The 15,639-nt window shown below is 38.5% G+C and carries 17 protein-coding genes and 1 riboswitch; of the genes, 7 read left to right on the top strand and 10 right to left on the bottom strand.

Translation table 11 applies throughout. The annotated features are described in order from the left end of the window. Window positions 1–88: 88 nt before the first annotated feature. On the bottom strand, window positions 89–1,396 hold the full coding sequence (locus ACFQIC_RS00325; protein WP_204706155.1) for a voltage-gated chloride channel family protein: 1,308 nt from the start codon (window positions 1,394–1,396) through the stop codon (window positions 89–91). 13 nt (window positions 1,397–1,409) lie between these two features. Beyond that, on the bottom strand, window positions 1,410–2,021 hold the full coding sequence (locus tag ACFQIC_RS00320) for a DUF421 domain-containing protein (protein ID WP_204706153.1): 612 nt from the start codon (window positions 2,019–2,021) through the stop codon (window positions 1,410–1,412). Between the two features lie 444 nt (window positions 2,022–2,465). Between ACFQIC_RS00320 and ACFQIC_RS00315 the strand changes: the two genes are divergently transcribed. After that, entirely contained in the window at window positions 2,466–2,924 is a 459-nt protein-coding gene (locus ACFQIC_RS00315) for a CBS domain-containing protein (RefSeq protein ID WP_204706151.1), read from the top strand. A gap of 1,674 nt (window positions 2,925–4,598) precedes the next feature. Here the strand turns inward: ACFQIC_RS00315 and ACFQIC_RS00310 are convergent. From ACFQIC_RS00310 to ACFQIC_RS00275, 8 genes are all read right to left on the bottom strand, one after another. Continuing rightward, window positions 4,599–5,369 carry a 3-oxoacyl-ACP reductase gene (locus ACFQIC_RS00310; protein ID WP_204706149.1) on the bottom strand — a complete coding sequence of 257 codons (771 nt, stop codon included), beginning with the start codon at window positions 5,367–5,369 and terminating at the stop codon, window positions 4,599–4,601. 13 nt (window positions 5,370–5,382) lie between these two features. Beyond that, window positions 5,383–6,405: an ABC transporter substrate-binding protein gene (locus ACFQIC_RS00305; RefSeq protein ID WP_204706147.1), complete on the bottom strand. Its 1,023-nt coding sequence runs from the start codon at window positions 6,403–6,405 to the stop codon at window positions 5,383–5,385. Then, complete coding sequence (locus ACFQIC_RS00300) at window positions 6,402–7,154, bottom strand: ABC transporter permease (protein WP_204706146.1); 753 nt, start codon at window positions 7,152–7,154, stop codon at window positions 6,402–6,404. The genes ACFQIC_RS00305 and ACFQIC_RS00300 overlap by 4 nt, the downstream gene beginning before the upstream one ends. Continuing rightward, window positions 7,154–7,897: an ABC transporter ATP-binding protein gene (locus ACFQIC_RS00295; protein WP_204706145.1), complete on the bottom strand. Its 744-nt coding sequence runs from the start codon at window positions 7,895–7,897 to the stop codon at window positions 7,154–7,156. Before ACFQIC_RS00295 ends, ACFQIC_RS00300 begins: the two co-directional genes overlap by 1 nt. A 12-nt stretch (window positions 7,898–7,909) precedes the next feature. After that, complete coding sequence (locus tag ACFQIC_RS00290; RefSeq protein WP_204706144.1) at window positions 7,910–9,361, bottom strand: acyl-CoA reductase; 1,452 nt, start codon at window positions 9,359–9,361, stop codon at window positions 7,910–7,912. Continuing rightward, on the bottom strand, window positions 9,358–10,443 hold the full coding sequence (locus ACFQIC_RS00285; RefSeq protein WP_204706143.1) for a LuxE/PaaK family acyltransferase: 1,086 nt from the start codon (window positions 10,441–10,443) through the stop codon (window positions 9,358–9,360). The genes ACFQIC_RS00290 and ACFQIC_RS00285 overlap by 4 nt, the downstream gene beginning before the upstream one ends. A 237-nt stretch (window positions 10,444–10,680) precedes the next feature. Next, window positions 10,681–10,843: riboswitch (TPP riboswitch) on the bottom strand. A 386-nt stretch (window positions 10,844–11,229) separates the two neighbouring features. Beyond that, the gene (locus ACFQIC_RS00280) at window positions 11,230–11,736 is read right to left on the bottom strand and encodes a class I SAM-dependent methyltransferase (protein ID WP_390216887.1); all 507 of its coding nucleotides are present in this window, start codon (window positions 11,734–11,736) and stop codon (window positions 11,230–11,232) included. A gap of 327 nt (window positions 11,737–12,063) precedes the next feature. Continuing rightward, entirely contained in the window at window positions 12,064–12,174 is a 111-nt protein-coding gene (locus ACFQIC_RS00275) for a YjcZ family sporulation protein (protein ID WP_204706141.1), read from the bottom strand. Between the two features lie 704 nt (window positions 12,175–12,878). Between ACFQIC_RS00275 and ACFQIC_RS00270 the strand changes: the two genes are divergently transcribed. The 6 genes from ACFQIC_RS00270 to ACFQIC_RS00245 all read left to right on the top strand — a co-directional run. Then, window positions 12,879–13,085, top strand: a complete 207-nt coding sequence (locus ACFQIC_RS00270; RefSeq protein WP_204706140.1) for a DUF1657 domain-containing protein — start codon at window positions 12,879–12,881, stop codon at window positions 13,083–13,085. Between the two features lie 77 nt (window positions 13,086–13,162). After that, the gene (locus ACFQIC_RS00265; protein ID WP_204706138.1) at window positions 13,163–13,615 is read left to right on the top strand and encodes a hypothetical protein; all 453 of its coding nucleotides are present in this window, start codon (window positions 13,163–13,165) and stop codon (window positions 13,613–13,615) included. Between the two features lie 15 nt (window positions 13,616–13,630). Next, window positions 13,631–14,110: a stage V sporulation protein AC gene (gene spoVAC, locus ACFQIC_RS00260; protein WP_204706136.1), complete on the top strand. Its 480-nt coding sequence runs from the start codon at window positions 13,631–13,633 to the stop codon at window positions 14,108–14,110. Continuing rightward, window positions 14,110–15,114, top strand: a complete 1,005-nt coding sequence (spoVAD, locus tag ACFQIC_RS00255) for a stage V sporulation protein AD (RefSeq protein WP_204706134.1) — start codon at window positions 14,110–14,112, stop codon at window positions 15,112–15,114. The genes spoVAC and spoVAD overlap by 1 nt, the downstream gene beginning before the upstream one ends. Beyond that, a complete protein-coding gene (gene spoVAE / locus ACFQIC_RS00250) occupies window positions 15,111–15,461 on the top strand; it encodes a stage V sporulation protein AE (protein ID WP_204706132.1) in 351 nt (116 codons plus the stop codon). Before spoVAD ends, spoVAE begins: the two co-directional genes overlap by 4 nt. A 12-nt stretch (window positions 15,462–15,473) precedes the next feature. Beyond that, a partial coding sequence (locus tag ACFQIC_RS00245) for a DUF1657 domain-containing protein (RefSeq protein WP_390216926.1) occupies window positions 15,474–15,639 on the top strand: 166 nt, incomplete at its 3' end.

Genomic DNA, 15,639 nt, shown 5'->3' with positions numbered 1-15,639 from the left:
TTAATCCTTTTAACATCCTCCAGTCTTTTGCTTTTTGACTTTTGATAGTCGTAAAAGACACCGGTTTAATAATCATTATCACTTTACACTAAGGGTTTCTCTTCTTTTCAATATTTTCAATGGTTTCTCCCTTAACGATATGATATAACCTACTCTTGGGTTCCTGTATTTGTTGAGAAGGCCATAGTCCATGGTGTCCGGAAAATATATAACTAACTAGACAAGCGATAAAAAAGTATTCTACTCCTTTTCCATCAAACATCTCCATTGCCAATAAGAAAGCTGCTATAGGAGTATTAGCACCACCACTAAAAGCAGCAATCATTCCTAATGCAGCGAGAAATGACATAGGTAAATCTATGAATGTATGTAAGGTATTGCCTAATGTTGCTCCCATAAAAAATAAAGGGATGGCCTCTCCCCCAACAAAACCAGTTCCAAGCGTAACTGCAGTAAATATTAGCTTGGCTAAGAAGGCAAAGGGAGGAACATCTTCTTGAAAAGATTGTTCAAGCATATCTAACCCTCGGCCATTGTAATCTTGCGAACCTACTATTAAAGTCAATGCCACAATAATAAGCCCCCCTACAAATGCCCTTTTCATATGGTTTTTATTTAGATATTTCTCAGAGAGTTTTTGAATACCATGTCTTAATTGACAGTATAAGATAACTAAAAGACTAAAAATAATGGAGACAACAATAACTTTTGCAAACGTAATTACAGATAGTTCTGGAACCGTTTGGATAACTAGTTCTTCGTGTACAACTCCCCAAGCTGCTGTCGCTATATAATGACCGACAAAGCTCGCCGTAAGACACGGAATAATTGCTTCAAATTTCATCTTACCTAAAACAGCCATCTCTATGCCGAAAATAGCACCTGTTATGGGTGTTCCAAAGGCCGCACCAAATCCGGCACTTATGCCACTCATGAGGATAATTTTTCTATCGATTATGTTTAGCTTGAAGAACTTGTTTACAGATTCAGCCACACTTCCTCCCATTTGGACGGCCGCACCTTCTCTTCCTGTTGAACCCCCAAATAAGACAGTTATAAAGGTTGCCAAATAGACGATGGGTCCCATTCTTTTTAGTACCTGTTTTTTTCCATGAACCCCATCTATCACTAGATTATTTAACTCAGCAGCATCATGTAAAGTATTATTCAAAAACACCCTTCCAAAAGTCATATATATGTACCCGATGACAATTCCTCCTAGAGGAAGTAGGAAGAAAAGCCATTCATTTTTTTCCTCTCGTAACTCTCCTAGAAAATCATTCGTCTCTAAAAGGAAAGCGGTTGCTGACCCCACAATAATACCAATTATAATTCCAAATAATAGCCATTGACCGAGAACCGAAAAAAAGTTTTTATACTTTTGTATAGTTTTCATTCAGCAGTTACCCTCATTTCAGGTCTTTTGGAAGTTCTTCTACATGTTTTTTATTTTTAATTTCCTCAAAAATATTATTCGATACACTTGTTTGAGTTACTGATGTTTTAGCAGGTGGATTACAATGATTCACTTGCATCATCGATATCAGCAATTGAATATCCTCTTTCGTAGCGTATTCCTTATTAGGTTTTAACATATATCCTAATTGACCATTTGATTCAATGGTAGCCCATTGTAAATCACTAAACGTTTTTATATTTTGTTGTCTCAATCGTACTTCAAGCATATCAACAGTTAAACGTAACTGTTTTAAATTCCTTTCATTAATTTGACCATTTTCGACGACAAGAACTGATTTTCCGTAAATAAAAGTCTCCATAGCATCATATTTCAAAACGATATACTCAATAAAAATAAGTGTAAGTACCAGTAACAGTGTGATGACCATTGTAATCCAAATGTTTCTGTCACTTACCGGTTGAATAACTAATGAACCGACAGCTATCATCATGACAGTTTGAGCAACTGTAAGCTGTGAAATTGATTTTCTTCCAGCTAAACGCAAAATAAGTACTCCACCAATGACAATAACAATAGCTTTCCATATGAAATTTAAATCCAAAAATGTTCCCCCCCTTGGCAAACTGATATATCTATATATTGCTAAAAATACTATATAATATTCATGATGGAATGACCTGATAAACACAATGCAATTTTTATAACTAGTTCCGGCTGAAAAAATGAGTGAATACTTTACCAACAAAAAACGCCTAACAAATTGATATACAAGTTGTTAGGCGTTTTTGTTACGTTTTCTTTGTTTGCGATAGGAAACGGCCCCCATTACTCTCGCAGGGATTTTCAGTAGCATATAACTCAATAAATAGTGACTTGCTTTATCATATTCTCCTACCATAGAATCTCCTCATATCCACCAAATCAATCATAAAATACTCCAAAAGATGAGGTCCAAAAGCAGAGTCTAGGATTACCACTGCCAAACAAAAGTCAGCGATTATTCTTTTGGTCACTGGTCATAATAAGGATAGAAGGAGGAATAAAAATGACTCAATATCAAAACTTAGGTCAAATGATGTCCAAAAATATTATTTCTGTCGCACCAAATCAGTCACTTCAAGAAGCTGCTGCTATGATGGAACAACATAATTTGGGGGCATTGCCGGTTGTTGTTCAAAATGGACAATTGATGGGTATTCTCACGGATCGAGATATTACTCTGCGTTCAACTGCACATGGTATGGATGGTCACACTCAATGCTCAGAATGCATGACATCTTCGCTCGTTTCAGGACGACCGGATATGGATGTGCATGAAGCTGCGACTATGATGGGGGAAAAGCAAATTAGACGTTTACCGGTTGTAGAAAATGAGAAGCTGGTGGGTATGGTTGCACTTGGTGATTTTGCAACAAACAACATATATGCAAATGAAGCAGGGCAAGCGTTATCAAGCATTTCTGTTCCGTCGAAAATGGAGAATACAGGAAATGGTCAAGTCTAAGAAAAAAAGCTGTTGACTTTTTAAAAATGCCCTCTGTTTAGGGCATTTCATAAAAAAATCTAGACTGAGTAATTATAAGGTTCTTACTGAGGAAACAGAAAATAGAAAAACAACTATTGATAACCTATTTGAAAAGATAAAAAGAAAAAGAGATGGATTAAGTTCCTCTCTTTTTCTTTTAAAAAAAGACACAAACCAAGAGCGTAATGCTCTCGATCTGTGTCTGCTTAATCCTCCAATCTTTTGGAGTTGTTATAGCAATATTAGCGTTGGGTTTTTAAAGAAAGTATTTCCCTTTCTGTGTACTACTTATTAATATCGAAACTACACATAAAAACCCTTTTTAAAAGCTATATATCAGTAAAATGGATAGAAGTAAAATTACAAATTCACCCCATTCATTTAATAAATAGAATAATTTAGAAGGTATCATAAAATCATAGAAAAAGAATGTTAAATAAAAGCCAATCCCCATCCTTGACCAGCTCACTATCCACTTTATCAATTCCCTTTAGAATTCTTCCTAATTCTATTGAATAACCAATAATACCAGGCATAAGTCAACAAAAACCCAACTATTTTTGAAAAGGGTACACAATTAAAGAGAACTATATTCTAAATTTAATAATAACAACTCCCAGGCATTAAAAAACCCATTGTTAAGGCGGAACCTTCAATACTTTTTTCATTCACTTAAAGCTCTTCCTCCCTCATCAAACTTAACCCTCTTCACCTTCCTTTGATGCGTAATCACTCCCTAGGTAAAGTGGTTATTTTTTCCTTTCCATTAAAATATACGACACAGAACGAGGAATCACCTTCTGGTAGATCCATTTCTAAGTTAAGTTTTCCATTATCAACATCCCCCCTCAGCTATTTCCATTCCTTCAATCTTTTACGTCCAAATTAAACCCTCTAAATAGCTGAATACTTCCTGAAAAATTCCCATATAATAGTCGCAGAGCTATAAGATTCCCCTTTACACTGGATAGCTCTTAATGGTTATCATTCATCTCACGTTACCGGAGCTGAAGCTTCGGCTTTTTTATGTTTAAAGCTCCTCTCAATAGCACATAATAATTAACGGAACTAGCTGTTCAACCATTTCGTTGAACAGCTAGTTCCGTCCTGTAATCGAATCTTAAGGGAATAAAAACCTTTAAAATTGATGAAATTCTGCCCCCTTTCTGCCCCATAACGAAATTCTTAAATATATTATATGTTTCTCCCAAATCCCACTCAGGCTAAATTTCAATTCAGCCATGGATAAAAGTAGTGGTTGCTTTTGAACATTCTGTTGTACAAAAAAAGCCTTCCATCAATTTAATGATGAAAGACTAATAACACTACCTATACCCTTTATATTTCAATCAATTGTCTCTAATGTCTCTATATTTATTTATTCTGCATACGTAGTGTAAGAGGCTATAATAACACTAATTATATTTTTATCAACATCCAAATTTAGGAATAATGATTCAAAATCACTTAAGTCTTTAAATTAAACTAACAAATTTTTTCTACTCTGTTTAATCTGATTGGCTATCAACTTCTTCAAGAAAACAACTTATGTTAGTTTCATCTGATACCTTCACTGCAATCCTTCATAGAAGAAACGCTCAAACACAATCCTACCTTCATATAGCTAGTTTACGATTCTCCACCGATATCTCCCTAGTTCATTACGAGACCACCATCTACATATAACGTCTGCCCAGTCATAAATTGACTCCAATCAGAGGCTAGAAACATGACTGGTCCTGTAATATCTTCCGGTGAAGCGATACGACGCAGCGGCGTTTGTGAGATAATCGTTTCTTTCACTTCTTCTTTTGTTTCTGAACTTGCCTCCGTTGGGTATACTAAGCCAGGCGCTACACAATTCACCCGGATGCCAAAAGCACCTAATTCAGCCGCAAGGTTTCGGCTGTATCCGATGATTGCAGACTTTGCTGTCGTATAATCATGATAAGGTATAATCGGGTTGGAAACTAGGTTCGATGAGATATTAATGATGCTTCCTTTGGCATGCTTCTTCATTTCAGGAACCACAGCGTGACAGACATGGTAGGTGGAACGGAGGGCACCCTCTATTTGTTCTTGATAGTCCCCCCACTTCAAGTCCCAAGACATTTTCCGTTCATCGGGGTTAAATCTGTATGGCTTAAAAGCATTATTGACGACTATGTCCAGTTTACCCATCTCTAATCTAATACCCTTGATCATTTGTTCTACTGCCGATCCAGAGGTTACATCCGCTTGGATCGCCAAGGCGTCGCCACCCCGTTCGATGCAAGATGCAACGACTTCTTCCGCTGCCTCATGACTTTGTAAGTAATTCACAATAACTGTCGCACCTTCACTGGCAAATTCCCGGGCCATTGCTGCTCCAATTCCCCGGCTTGCCCCCGTGACCAATACCACTTGATTATTAAACTTCTTCATAAGTATCCTCCATTTATTTTGCGGGAAGTAGTTCGGTATTTACGACTTCTTCCATATTCAAACTTTTGTCAATAAGATCAAGCTGTTTATACGTGTCTGCAGCTCGTTGTAATTTCTCTGTGTCAATCGTCCCAAGCCCTTTTTTCTCTGTTAAGGACGAAACGCTTGATTTGTTCCGTAACTTGATTATTTCCATGTTATTCTCGATATCCTTGCCATCGGTTGTGTATTCTTGAGCTAACTTTGCAGCTTCCTCTGGGCTTTTCATCATCCATGCTGCACTATTACGATACCCAGTCAAAAACTTTTGCAATTGACCCTTTTTCTGCTGAAACACGTCCTCTGTTACTACAAACAAATCACTAGGGAAATTTAAATGGTCTTTTACTTCCATGACATTTACTTCACCTAGACTTTTTTGTTTACCAATAAACAAACCAGTGTCAGTCGCAGCTGTCGCATCCACTTTTCCTTGCATCAGCGGAGCAAAGTTTAATAGACCGGTTTCGACAATATCCACGTCGTCTTCTGTTAACCCTACTTGATTGAGAAGTATTAGAAGATTTTGGCGAGTCCCACTGGAGAGGCTATACACCCCAATTTTTTTCCCTTTTAAATCTGCAGGTTTTGTAATGCCGCTTTCCTTTAATGCAACGACGTTAAAGACATTTTGAGGATAAATGTTGTATATTACTCTCAGATCTTCTCCCTTATCTAAGGCAAAGAAAAGAGAGCCCGGATCCGTAAACGCGACATCTGCTTTTCCTGTTAAAATATTTTTAATGGCATCTCCTCCGCCTTGACCAGGGATAACCGTAAGATCAATCCCCTGTTCACGAAAGAAACTCTTCTCCTCATCAACTAGCAAGTTTGTCTGTTCCGTAATATGCTGACTCCAACTAGCTACTTTTAATTCTTCTTGTAGCTCTCCTTTTTCCTCATCAGATTCAGTTTGTTGGTCTTGATCCGACCCGCATCCTCCTAACCATCCAACTATCAGTGTGAACACTAAACTATGCAAGATCAGTGTTTTCATAATCCATCCTCCTTATAATGTTTTAATAATAATTTCTCGATGAGGTGCACCGTTTGATACAAAATCATTCCCATCAACGTAAGTACGATTAATATGGCAAACATAAGCGGGGTATCCATCATCCCTTGAGAAGCTATAATCATAGCCCCTAAACCCTCACTTGCTCCGATGAACTCTCCAACCACCGCTCCAACAACTGCCAGGACAACTGCTACACGCACTCCTGCCAGGATACTCGGCAATCCTGTAGGTATCTTTAATCGGATCAATGTTTGCAATCGGGTAGCCTGAAGGACCTTGAACAATTCCATTTTTTTCGGATCGATATATTGAATCGCAGTGGCCGTATTTTCTAATAACGGAAAAAAACATATCAGTGCTGTAATCACGACTTTGGATGTTATGCCAAAGTCAAACCACAAAACAAAAAGCGGGGCTAGAGCCAACTTCGGTACGGCTTGACTAGCAATCACATAAGGGTAGAATAAACGCCTTAAAAACTCGTTTTCTCCCATTAATAATCCTAAGATAAATCCCAGGCCGCCCCCATATGCCAGACCTAGTAGTACTTCCGTTGTGGTACGCCATATATGCGGCAGCAGGTAGCCTGTTCGTAGTCCGTCCCACAAAGTAAAAACTACCACAGACGGAGCAGGCAGCACTAACTCAGACATAAAACCCGCAATAAACTCCCAGGTTACAAGGAGGAATCCAAACAAGAGAAAGGAATAAATTCGAACATACTTCATCAGAGTCCTCCTTTTAAAGCTTTTCTTAGCTTCAATCCCATCTCATTGAAATAGGGTTTGTACCTCATTTCCACTGTCCGAGGTTTCTTCAAGTCAACCTTCAAATTGTATATAATCTTCCCCTTCTCCATCACGGCGACTCGATCTGATAAATAAATAGCCTCTGCGATATCATGGGTGATAAATAAAACCGTTGTTTGATACGTCTTACAAATTTTTAATAGGTCTTCTTGAAGGCCCTCCCTTGTAATCGCATCTAAAGCAGCAAACGGCTCGTCCAAAAACAGCATGGTCGGCTTTCGGATGAGCGCGCGAGCGATGGCCACTCGACTTTGCTGGCCGCCAGATAGGTTGGAAGGATAAGTGTCTGCATACCTTTTCAAACCTATGATATTTAATAAGGAAAGTGCATCATCGTAATCTTGCTTTGACGTTTTTTTCTTTAACGAAATAGGAAGCAACACATTTTCAAGGACGGACTTCCATTCTAATAGAGTAGGGGATTGAAAGACATAACCAGTCTCTGCGGAGGGCTCTACTACTTTTTGATCAGCTAGATAAACCTCTCCTCTGTTAGGCTTTAAAAGTCCAGCTACCATTTTTAACAATGTGGATTTTCCGCAACCACTTTTACCGACTAAACAATGAAATTCTCCTTTAGGTATCTTCCACTCTACGTCTTGGACAACATTCTCTATTCCTTCATAGCTGTATGACACATGGTCCACCGTTAAATAGCTCATGCCACGAACCTCCTAGTCCATATATGGGGCAAAATGTTCTGCACCTTCTTCTGCTGTCTGCTCAATATCTACCATCTCGACTAAGTCTGCTAGATTGAACCGCCCGTCATGATGCCAGCCCGCTTCAGGTGAAGTCATGGCTCCAATTGCTGTCAATCGGTTGACTCCTATGTTTCCCAGCAAACTTCCGAGATTGAATAATTCTTTTGGGGTTACCGCTACCCCAACAGTTTGGAGAAGGGATCGGTGGGGTGCCAAATATGGGATCAACTCTTCGAAGTAATCAAAGGCTTGGACTTTAACTGAACGGTTTAGACTACTTGGCGTCAGCTGCAGGTTGTTTTCCTCGTAAACGACAGTCCAAGAACCTGAAGGTTCAGCTATGACTTCTTTTTCTTTATCGGAAAAGGATTGAAACTCCTCCTTTTGCCTCCAGCTTGCAAGCATCGAAACCTCTTCTATCTCTAGCGTTCGACGAGGATATCGACGTCTGAAATTTTCTAGCTCATGTGCAAGAAAATATGCAAAGTCTTTTGGTGAAACCCTTCCTCCGCGCTGGACGTAAAAGACATGAGGGGAGTAACAACCTTGTTGATCATAACGGATGACATCATAGGCCGCATCATGTGCAATTTTCCATGTTTTACGACCGTCTAGCCCCGCTTCAGAAACAATTCCAAAGCTTATTTTATGGCCAAATGGTAGTAACCGAGTGGTCAGTGGAACACGTGTTTTAAGCGCATCCAGTGACTCATTTCCCCCATATCCCACCACCACATCCGATTGTTGAAAGATATTTTCTTCCCGTTCTTGATCTCCACCCTTCCACCAGACAATAGCCAGGCAGTCAGCGAGTTCTGGATCGACCTCTGCCAATACTTGTGCGAAAAGAGTTGCAAACAATGGTTCTGAACTGGACACTTTCCCTATATTACCTGACTTTACTAGTAACCCGGAAATCAGACTCCAAAGTGGAAGTGCCGGTACATTTCCCGCCCATATATGAGTAGTCAAGTTAGGACCAACTGCCTTCGAATAACTTTTTTTGGGACGCGGTTGAAAATCATCTAAAAGCAAGGGATTCCCAAAGTCCTCTACCAAAAAGCGTTGAAGCTCCTGTTTCCGAAAATTTTTCAAATAGGATGTTAATCCCAAGCGAATCATTTCTTTGTCATATCCTGTAATAATCGGGAGAAAAGCCTCTGCTTTTTTCCGATATGGATTATTTCTGTCTAGAAGTTTTCCAATAACATCGTCAATTTTCTCCACAATCTGAGTAACAGTTCTTTTTTTTAAAACCTTTACACTTGCTTGTTTCACGTGCTCCGCCATATGAGTAAATTGCTCATTGGACAGAAGGGGGACATAGATATCTAGTGTCTGGTTGTTACCCTTAAAGGTTAATATGTTATACTCCACTTCCTCTCGATACATCGATGGAAGATACCCCGTTACCTCCTTCATTCTGAAAGCCCCTTTGTCGCCTTTATAAATTCCTCTACGTTTATGGAACATCCTTTGGCTGCAGCGCCTTCTGCTCTTCCCAGCAAAAGGAAACCATCTTCCGTTTCCACACCTACATCTTCCGTTAGAATGGTCGACACCGAATTGAAGTTAGCCAGATCGCAATGGGCTAGAATTCCCCTTTCTCCTTGCGGAACCTCTTCTCCGGTTAAAGGATTCATTACTTTTGTTCTAGTCCAGTGCGGCCCTGATTTGACAGAAGGAACGTTTTCATTACCAGTGTCATAAAACTGAGAACTCAGCTCTGTCATTCCATACATATTGATACATGCAGAATGAGGAACACCAAGATAATGGTGCATCAGGTCATAAAAACCATCCAGGGTCATCACTCGTGCCTGGTTTTTGAAACCACCTGTATCTAACAACTTACTTCCTTTGGGTAGGGAAAACCTTCTGCCGCAGCGTTCTAACTCATCGAATAAATGAATGAAACTATAGGTGGCCCCCATTAAGGCATACGGTTGGCCGGTGTTTTCACTTTTTTCTAATGCTTCGATTAAGGGTCCCACTTGGACTCCTTCTTGACCTATAAAATAACGGCTACCTTCTGCTCCGAATTCTTGTACCGCCAATGCGAGATAATGAGCCAGTGAAGAATTTGGCATTTCTTCTTCGGTTGGGAAAAGGACTCCCATTCGGATACTCGACGTCCGGTTCATAAATCTTTCTTTAAAGTTACGGATCATCGATCGGTCATACACTTGTAGTGTTGGATGGTAGTGATTTCCTTTAACTCCTTGTGTCGTCCCGCTAGTCATAAAAATTCTTTCCACTTGGCTTGGGTCTTCACAACTCAGTGTTAGTTCTTTGAAGGCGTTAATTGGTATAGCTGGTATGTCACGCCACGACTTTACTGTTCGCACCGTTTTTCCCTGCTGCCTACAAAACTGTTGATACGGTTGATTAACTCTGAATTGATAGGCAAATAAATGCAAAGCTTGCTCATTAAATGATGTCTCGGAATCATCGCGATTATTTATAAACTCTATGGTCCGATTTATGATTTCCTGTGGTTCCATATAAATACACTCCTTTCTATTTTAAAAAGCACTTTGCCAGAAACCATATCAAGTACGTAACGCCTTGACATTACCTAAGCTTAAAATGATTTGCACGGGACTGCGACAGGAATTTCTTCTTCCTAGAAGGAAATATCTGCTTTGACAGCCTAAATTTAATCATAGAAAAAACCACTTTTCTTACCATGTAAGAAAAGTGGTTGTATTGGCATATTGAATAATTGATAGGTATATACTTATGCTACAACTCCACTTCCCTACGCTGGCATGATCCAGATCAGGTTCTAAGGGTCTTAAAGTCTCTACTTTAATCTCAACCTTTAGTCAGTAAAGGAATAAGCATAGCATGCTAACGTCCTAGCGCTTATCCATCTCCTGAAAGGTACCCCTAGTGAAATGATTTCACTATTAAATTTTCGTCATATTCATACTATCTATCCCATTTGTAAATGTCAATCAACCTGTTGATACAGATTGACAACCTAGATTTACGATAAAACGAGCAAAGATTCACTTTGACACGTAACACTTATTTATAATGCATCAAAATTGGCTTCCGGCCCTCTATCCCCATTGTTATAGCGGGTGGGATCATAATTAACATCCTAAGGTTGTTCATTCATCTCATTGTTATCTACGTTACATGCAGATAAAACACTAGTTGACAAAGCAACAGACAATATTAAGATGATTGTTTTCGTTTTCATTGATTGATTAACCTCCATATAAACTCTGTTTTAAACATGATTATTTAGACCTTTTTAAAATTAAGGAATGATGGAAAAATTATATGGAAGCACAGAAGAATAATTCATGATAAAAGAAGCATTTTCTATATTTTTTTAAGACTTTAGCCCTAAATCCGTGCTGTTGAAAGTAATTTAAGTACGCTTTCTCGTTCTTTATATAATCTCCATTATCATTCTTGTCCATAAACCAATTACTAATGGATTTTTCATTAGTAAAACAGGGCTCCATAACAATAATCTTACCTCCATTTGGTTTTAGGATTCTCTGAAATTCTTTTATATAGGTTTTAATTTCTTTAGGGTGAATATGGTGCAATACCGCAACAATTAAAATTACATCAACCGAAGAGTCCTTTAATGGAATTTTACTGTTTTTAAATACATCAAATGTATAATCAGGGTAAATTCGTTTTGCATAATTAATTCTACTTACATCGGGATCTATTCCATAATAATTACTGGGTAAACATAATGGACAATTAGCTCCAGTACCTGCACCGAAATCTAAAATTTTTTTATTTTCAAAGTCAAAATGTTCTTTCACATTCTGATGTATATGCTTTTGGGTGATCCATTTAGGTCGTATTAGCCAATGGTATAAAGAAGGCGATAATTCCATTTAATTCTACTCCTTTTTAAATCATTTCAAAGTTAGCTTACGCATGATACAAATCTTCTCTCTTGTTAATAAATGTAAGGAACGCATATAGATTTTACTAACCATAATAACGGCCATTTAAAAGGGATCTTAAAGTTTGTTTCGCTACTGTTTATTTATTGAAACAGTTTAGTATAGCCGAGATACCTAGTTCTTGGCTTTTTTAAATTCAGAAGAAATCTTTATGTACACAAAGTAGACGATGAACTTTTATTAAACAAAGAACCTCAGAAATAGAACTATATTCAAAATAACATTAACAATGATCAATAGAATCAACAGAACAACAATCACACCAAAACCTACTCCGTATCTACCAGACATACCCCCCCTCCTTTTTTACCCTGTGTTGTTTTTTCTCTAAGTAATACCGAAACAATAAGTTAATGGATATCAGCAAATGAAATTATCAAGACGAAAAGAGTGATAATTCTTTCTTTATTCTCAGCCCGCTTAATAGCGAAGGGATATTATTGTAGCTCAACTAGTAGTGCCTAACATTGTCTGAGGAATAGATTTAAACGATCATTTTTCCATCACTGATTTGGCTCGAATTAAAATAGGTGGTTAAATCACTTTTGAATTCTCCATCTATTGTGGATATAAGGGAATCATAAGCACCAAAGTATCTACTGAGCCACCAGAATAAAGATAATTTAAAATCGCCTCACTTAATTCTTGCGTTAATTTTTTTATCCAAGATAGGGAATAGTAAAATCAGTATACTGATCTGTGCAACGCCTTCCCCAACCTGCATTAGTGAAAAATAATCAGTCATATCTTCTTTGGGAAGTATAAATAATAAAAGAACAGGCAGACAATGAATTTCAATGCAAATCACATCTGACAGTAGTATGAATAAGTGAAATGAATTCATGTACAACTACCACTCCTTTTTCTTTTCATTAACAAAACATTGCCAGGATGTTCTCAGATTTCACAAATAGAATGGAATAAATAGTAAATCATAACAAGTAATAATATGTGTAAAATAACTTTGTTAAAAAGATAAAAAAGGAGCGAACAAAATGACAGTTATAAGTGATGTAAAAACAACCGTAGCAGGTCTAAAAAGTGCGCAAGCAAGTTTTGAAACTTTTGCACTCGGAACAGAAAATCAGCAAGCTAAACAACTATATGAACAGTCAGCACAAGACACACAGACTATTATCAATAATTTAGAATCTCGTGTCACCGAAATTGAACAGGAAGAACCTCAATACAAACAACAATAAATGATGAATGAAACAGGTTAGCTATCATTGCTAGCCTGTTCCTTCATCAATCGTTTTATCTGAGGTGGTGAATTCATATGAAAAAATTATTAATCCTAATGATTACATTATTCATGTTAGCAGCTGGCTGCCAATCGGATAATGAAACGAAGAAAACGGATTCTTCTCAACCTATACAACAACTTTCAAATGGTGAATTAAACGATCAAAATGTGTCTAAACAAGCTGAGGAAGTTTTGCAAAAGAAAAACCATTTGCAGGATCTTCAGGCTATTAATGACGACAAAAAGCTTTTGATTGCAGCCCAAGTCCCACATAATGAACGTTTTCAAATGAAAAAAATTGAAAAGAAATTAACAGGACAGGCTGAAAAACAATTTTCAGGTCACAATGTTACTCTTTCTTTGGATAAAAAAATCCATTTGGAAGTAGAGAAGCTGAAACAGCAATTAGCTAATGGGAAGATAAATAAGAAAAAACTAACGACGGAAATTAATCGCATTATTAAACTTTCTAAAGAAAAAACATAAAAGTAGGTGTTCTTCATGTCCAATAACAAAAAAAAGAATCTTTCCCCTGTTCAACAAGAATACCAACAGTTTCAAAGTGAACGTGAAGTGAAAAGACCCGTCCTTACAAATTGTATAAAGGCTTTTTTAATCGGGGGATTGATTTGTTTGATTGGACAGTTCATCCAAAACTTTTTCATTTATAATTTCAACTTCACTGAACAAACAGCAGGCAACCCTACAGTAGCCGTGATGATCTTCATTACTATGCTCTTAACTGGGTTTGGAGTCTACGACAGGATTGCTCAATATGGAGGGGCTGGTTCAGCCGTACCTGTAACAGGTTTCGGGAATGCCGTTATATCAGCAGCTATGGAACACCGTACCGAGGGATTTATTCTTGGAGTAGGCGGAAACATGTTTAAACTTGCCGGTTCTGTCATCATGTCCGGTGTATTTGCAGCGTTTGTCATCGCCCTCATCAAAACCATTCTCATAGAGTGGGGTGGACTATAATGCGTACATGGATTTTCGATAATAAACCCGTGATCGTCTCTACTGGTACAGTTGGCGGGCCTTTTGAAGCTAAAGGAAGATTGGCAGAAGATTTTGATGTTCTGCATCAGGATATTTGGATAAAAGAAGACACGTTTGAAAAAGCTCATAAAGTGATGTTGGAACAAGCCGCTTTAAGAGCTACTGAAAAAGCTAATATTAAAAAAGAGGATGTCCAGTTTTTCCTTGGCGGTGATTTAATCAACCAAATTACGCCTACGAGTTTTTCAGCAAAAACGATCGGTGCTGCGTACTTAGGTTTATTCGGTGCTTGTTCAACATCCATGGAAGGACTTGCTTTAGCCGCGTTTCTTATCAATCATGGTGGAGCGGACTGTGTATTGACTGGTTCATCAAGCCACAATGCTGCGGTTGAAAAACAATTTCGTTACCCAACAGAATACGGTTCTCAAAAGCCTCCCACCTCCCAGTGGACTGTTACTGGCGCAGGTGTATCGGTGGTTAAGAATAAAGGAGAAGGCCCCGTCGTTACCTCGGCCACGATTGGAAAGGTCATCGACATGGGATTGACAGATCCATTCAATATGGGTGGTGCTATGGCCCCGGCAGCTGTTGATACGATCGAAACCCATTTAAAGGAACGGAATATCGACTCATCCTACTACGACCTAATTGTGACAGGTGATCTTGGCCACATTGGCAGAGAATGCGCACTAGATTTGTTTAAAAAACATAATACCGAAATCACAGAGGAACAGTTTCAAGATTGTGGTCTAATGATCTATCGTGAAGGTCAACCTGTATTAGCTGGCGCGAGTGGTTCAGGATGTTCAGCCGTCGTTGTATATGGTCACTTATTAAATCGCATGAAAAAAGGGGAAATTAAACGAATGCTTGTTGTGGCTACTGGTGCCTTGCTATCCCCATTAACTTTTCAGCAAGACGAAACGATACCATGTATCGCCCATGCCGTTTCCATTGAATATGGAGGTGGGAAAGAATGATCTTTTTTTGGGCCTTCGTCATTGGCGGGATTATATGTGTTATTGGACAAATTATGTTTGATGTACTCAAACTCACTCCTGCCCATACATTGAGCACATTAGTTGTATTAGGGGCCATATTAGACGGATTTGGTTTATATGAACCTCTCATCGACTTTGCAGGTGCAGGTGCTACCATTCCAATCACAAGCTTCGGTAACGCATTGGTACACGGCGCTATGGAAGAAGCAGCAGAGCACGGAATTGTTGGAGTGGTAACTGGCATGTTCGAAGTAACCAGTGCGGGTATATCTGCAGCCATTATATTTGGAACCATCGCAGCGATTATTTTCAAACCGAAAGGATAAGGAGTAAAGACTATGACAGTAAGTTCTAACGTAAAACAGTGTCTTGCCACAGTGAAAAATATAGAAGCTGGCCTTTCTACACTGGCAAGCATTACCGGTGACGAAAAGGCTCAGCGCCTTTTTCATGAAGAAATGCTTGTCATGGAAGAAATCAAACAAGACATCATGAAACGCATAG

This window comes from Halobacillus seohaensis, from assembly GCF_042663045.1.
GTDB classification, from domain to species: domain Bacteria; phylum Bacillota; class Bacilli; order Bacillales; family Halobacillaceae; genus Halobacillus_A; species Halobacillus_A seohaensis.
This window is presented reverse-complemented; position numbering and strand designations above follow the sequence as displayed.

Excerpts from the sequence above, each read along its gene's own strand:
- ACFQIC_RS00325 (WP_204706155.1), bottom strand. The coding sequence starts at position 1,396 with ATGAAAACTATACAAAAGTATAAAAACTTTTTTTCGGTTCTCGGTCAA.
- ACFQIC_RS00315 (WP_204706151.1), top strand. The coding sequence starts at position 2,466 with ATGACTCAATATCAAAACTTAGGTCAAATGATGTCCAAAAATATTATT.
- ACFQIC_RS00310 (WP_204706149.1), bottom strand. The coding sequence starts at position 5,369 with ATGAAGAAGTTTAATAATCAAGTGGTATTGGTCACGGGGGCAAGCCGG.
- ACFQIC_RS00305 (WP_204706147.1), bottom strand. The coding sequence starts at position 6,405 with ATGAAAACACTGATCTTGCATAGTTTAGTGTTCACACTGATAGTTGGA.
- ACFQIC_RS00300 (WP_204706146.1), bottom strand. The coding sequence starts at position 7,154 with ATGAAGTATGTTCGAATTTATTCCTTTCTCTTGTTTGGATTCCTCCTT.
- ACFQIC_RS00295 (WP_204706145.1), bottom strand. The coding sequence starts at position 7,897 with ATGAGCTATTTAACGGTGGACCATGTGTCATACAGCTATGAAGGAATA.
- ACFQIC_RS00290 (WP_204706144.1), bottom strand. The coding sequence starts at position 9,361 with ATGAAGGAGGTAACGGGGTATCTTCCATCGATGTATCGAGAGGAAGTG.
- ACFQIC_RS00285 (WP_204706143.1), bottom strand. The coding sequence starts at position 10,443 with ATGGAACCACAGGAAATCATAAATCGGACCATAGAGTTTATAAATAAT.
- ACFQIC_RS00275 (WP_204706141.1), bottom strand. The coding sequence starts at position 12,174 with ATGTCTGGTAGATACGGAGTAGGTTTTGGTGTGATTGTTGTTCTGTTG.
- ACFQIC_RS00270 (WP_204706140.1), top strand. The coding sequence starts at position 12,879 with ATGACAGTTATAAGTGATGTAAAAACAACCGTAGCAGGTCTAAAAAGT.
- ACFQIC_RS00265 (WP_204706138.1), top strand. The coding sequence starts at position 13,163 with ATGAAAAAATTATTAATCCTAATGATTACATTATTCATGTTAGCAGCT.
- spoVAC (WP_204706136.1), top strand. The coding sequence starts at position 13,631 with ATGTCCAATAACAAAAAAAAGAATCTTTCCCCTGTTCAACAAGAATAC.
- spoVAD (WP_204706134.1), top strand. The coding sequence starts at position 14,110 with ATGCGTACATGGATTTTCGATAATAAACCCGTGATCGTCTCTACTGGT.
- spoVAE (WP_204706132.1), top strand. The coding sequence starts at position 15,111 with ATGATCTTTTTTTGGGCCTTCGTCATTGGCGGGATTATATGTGTTATT.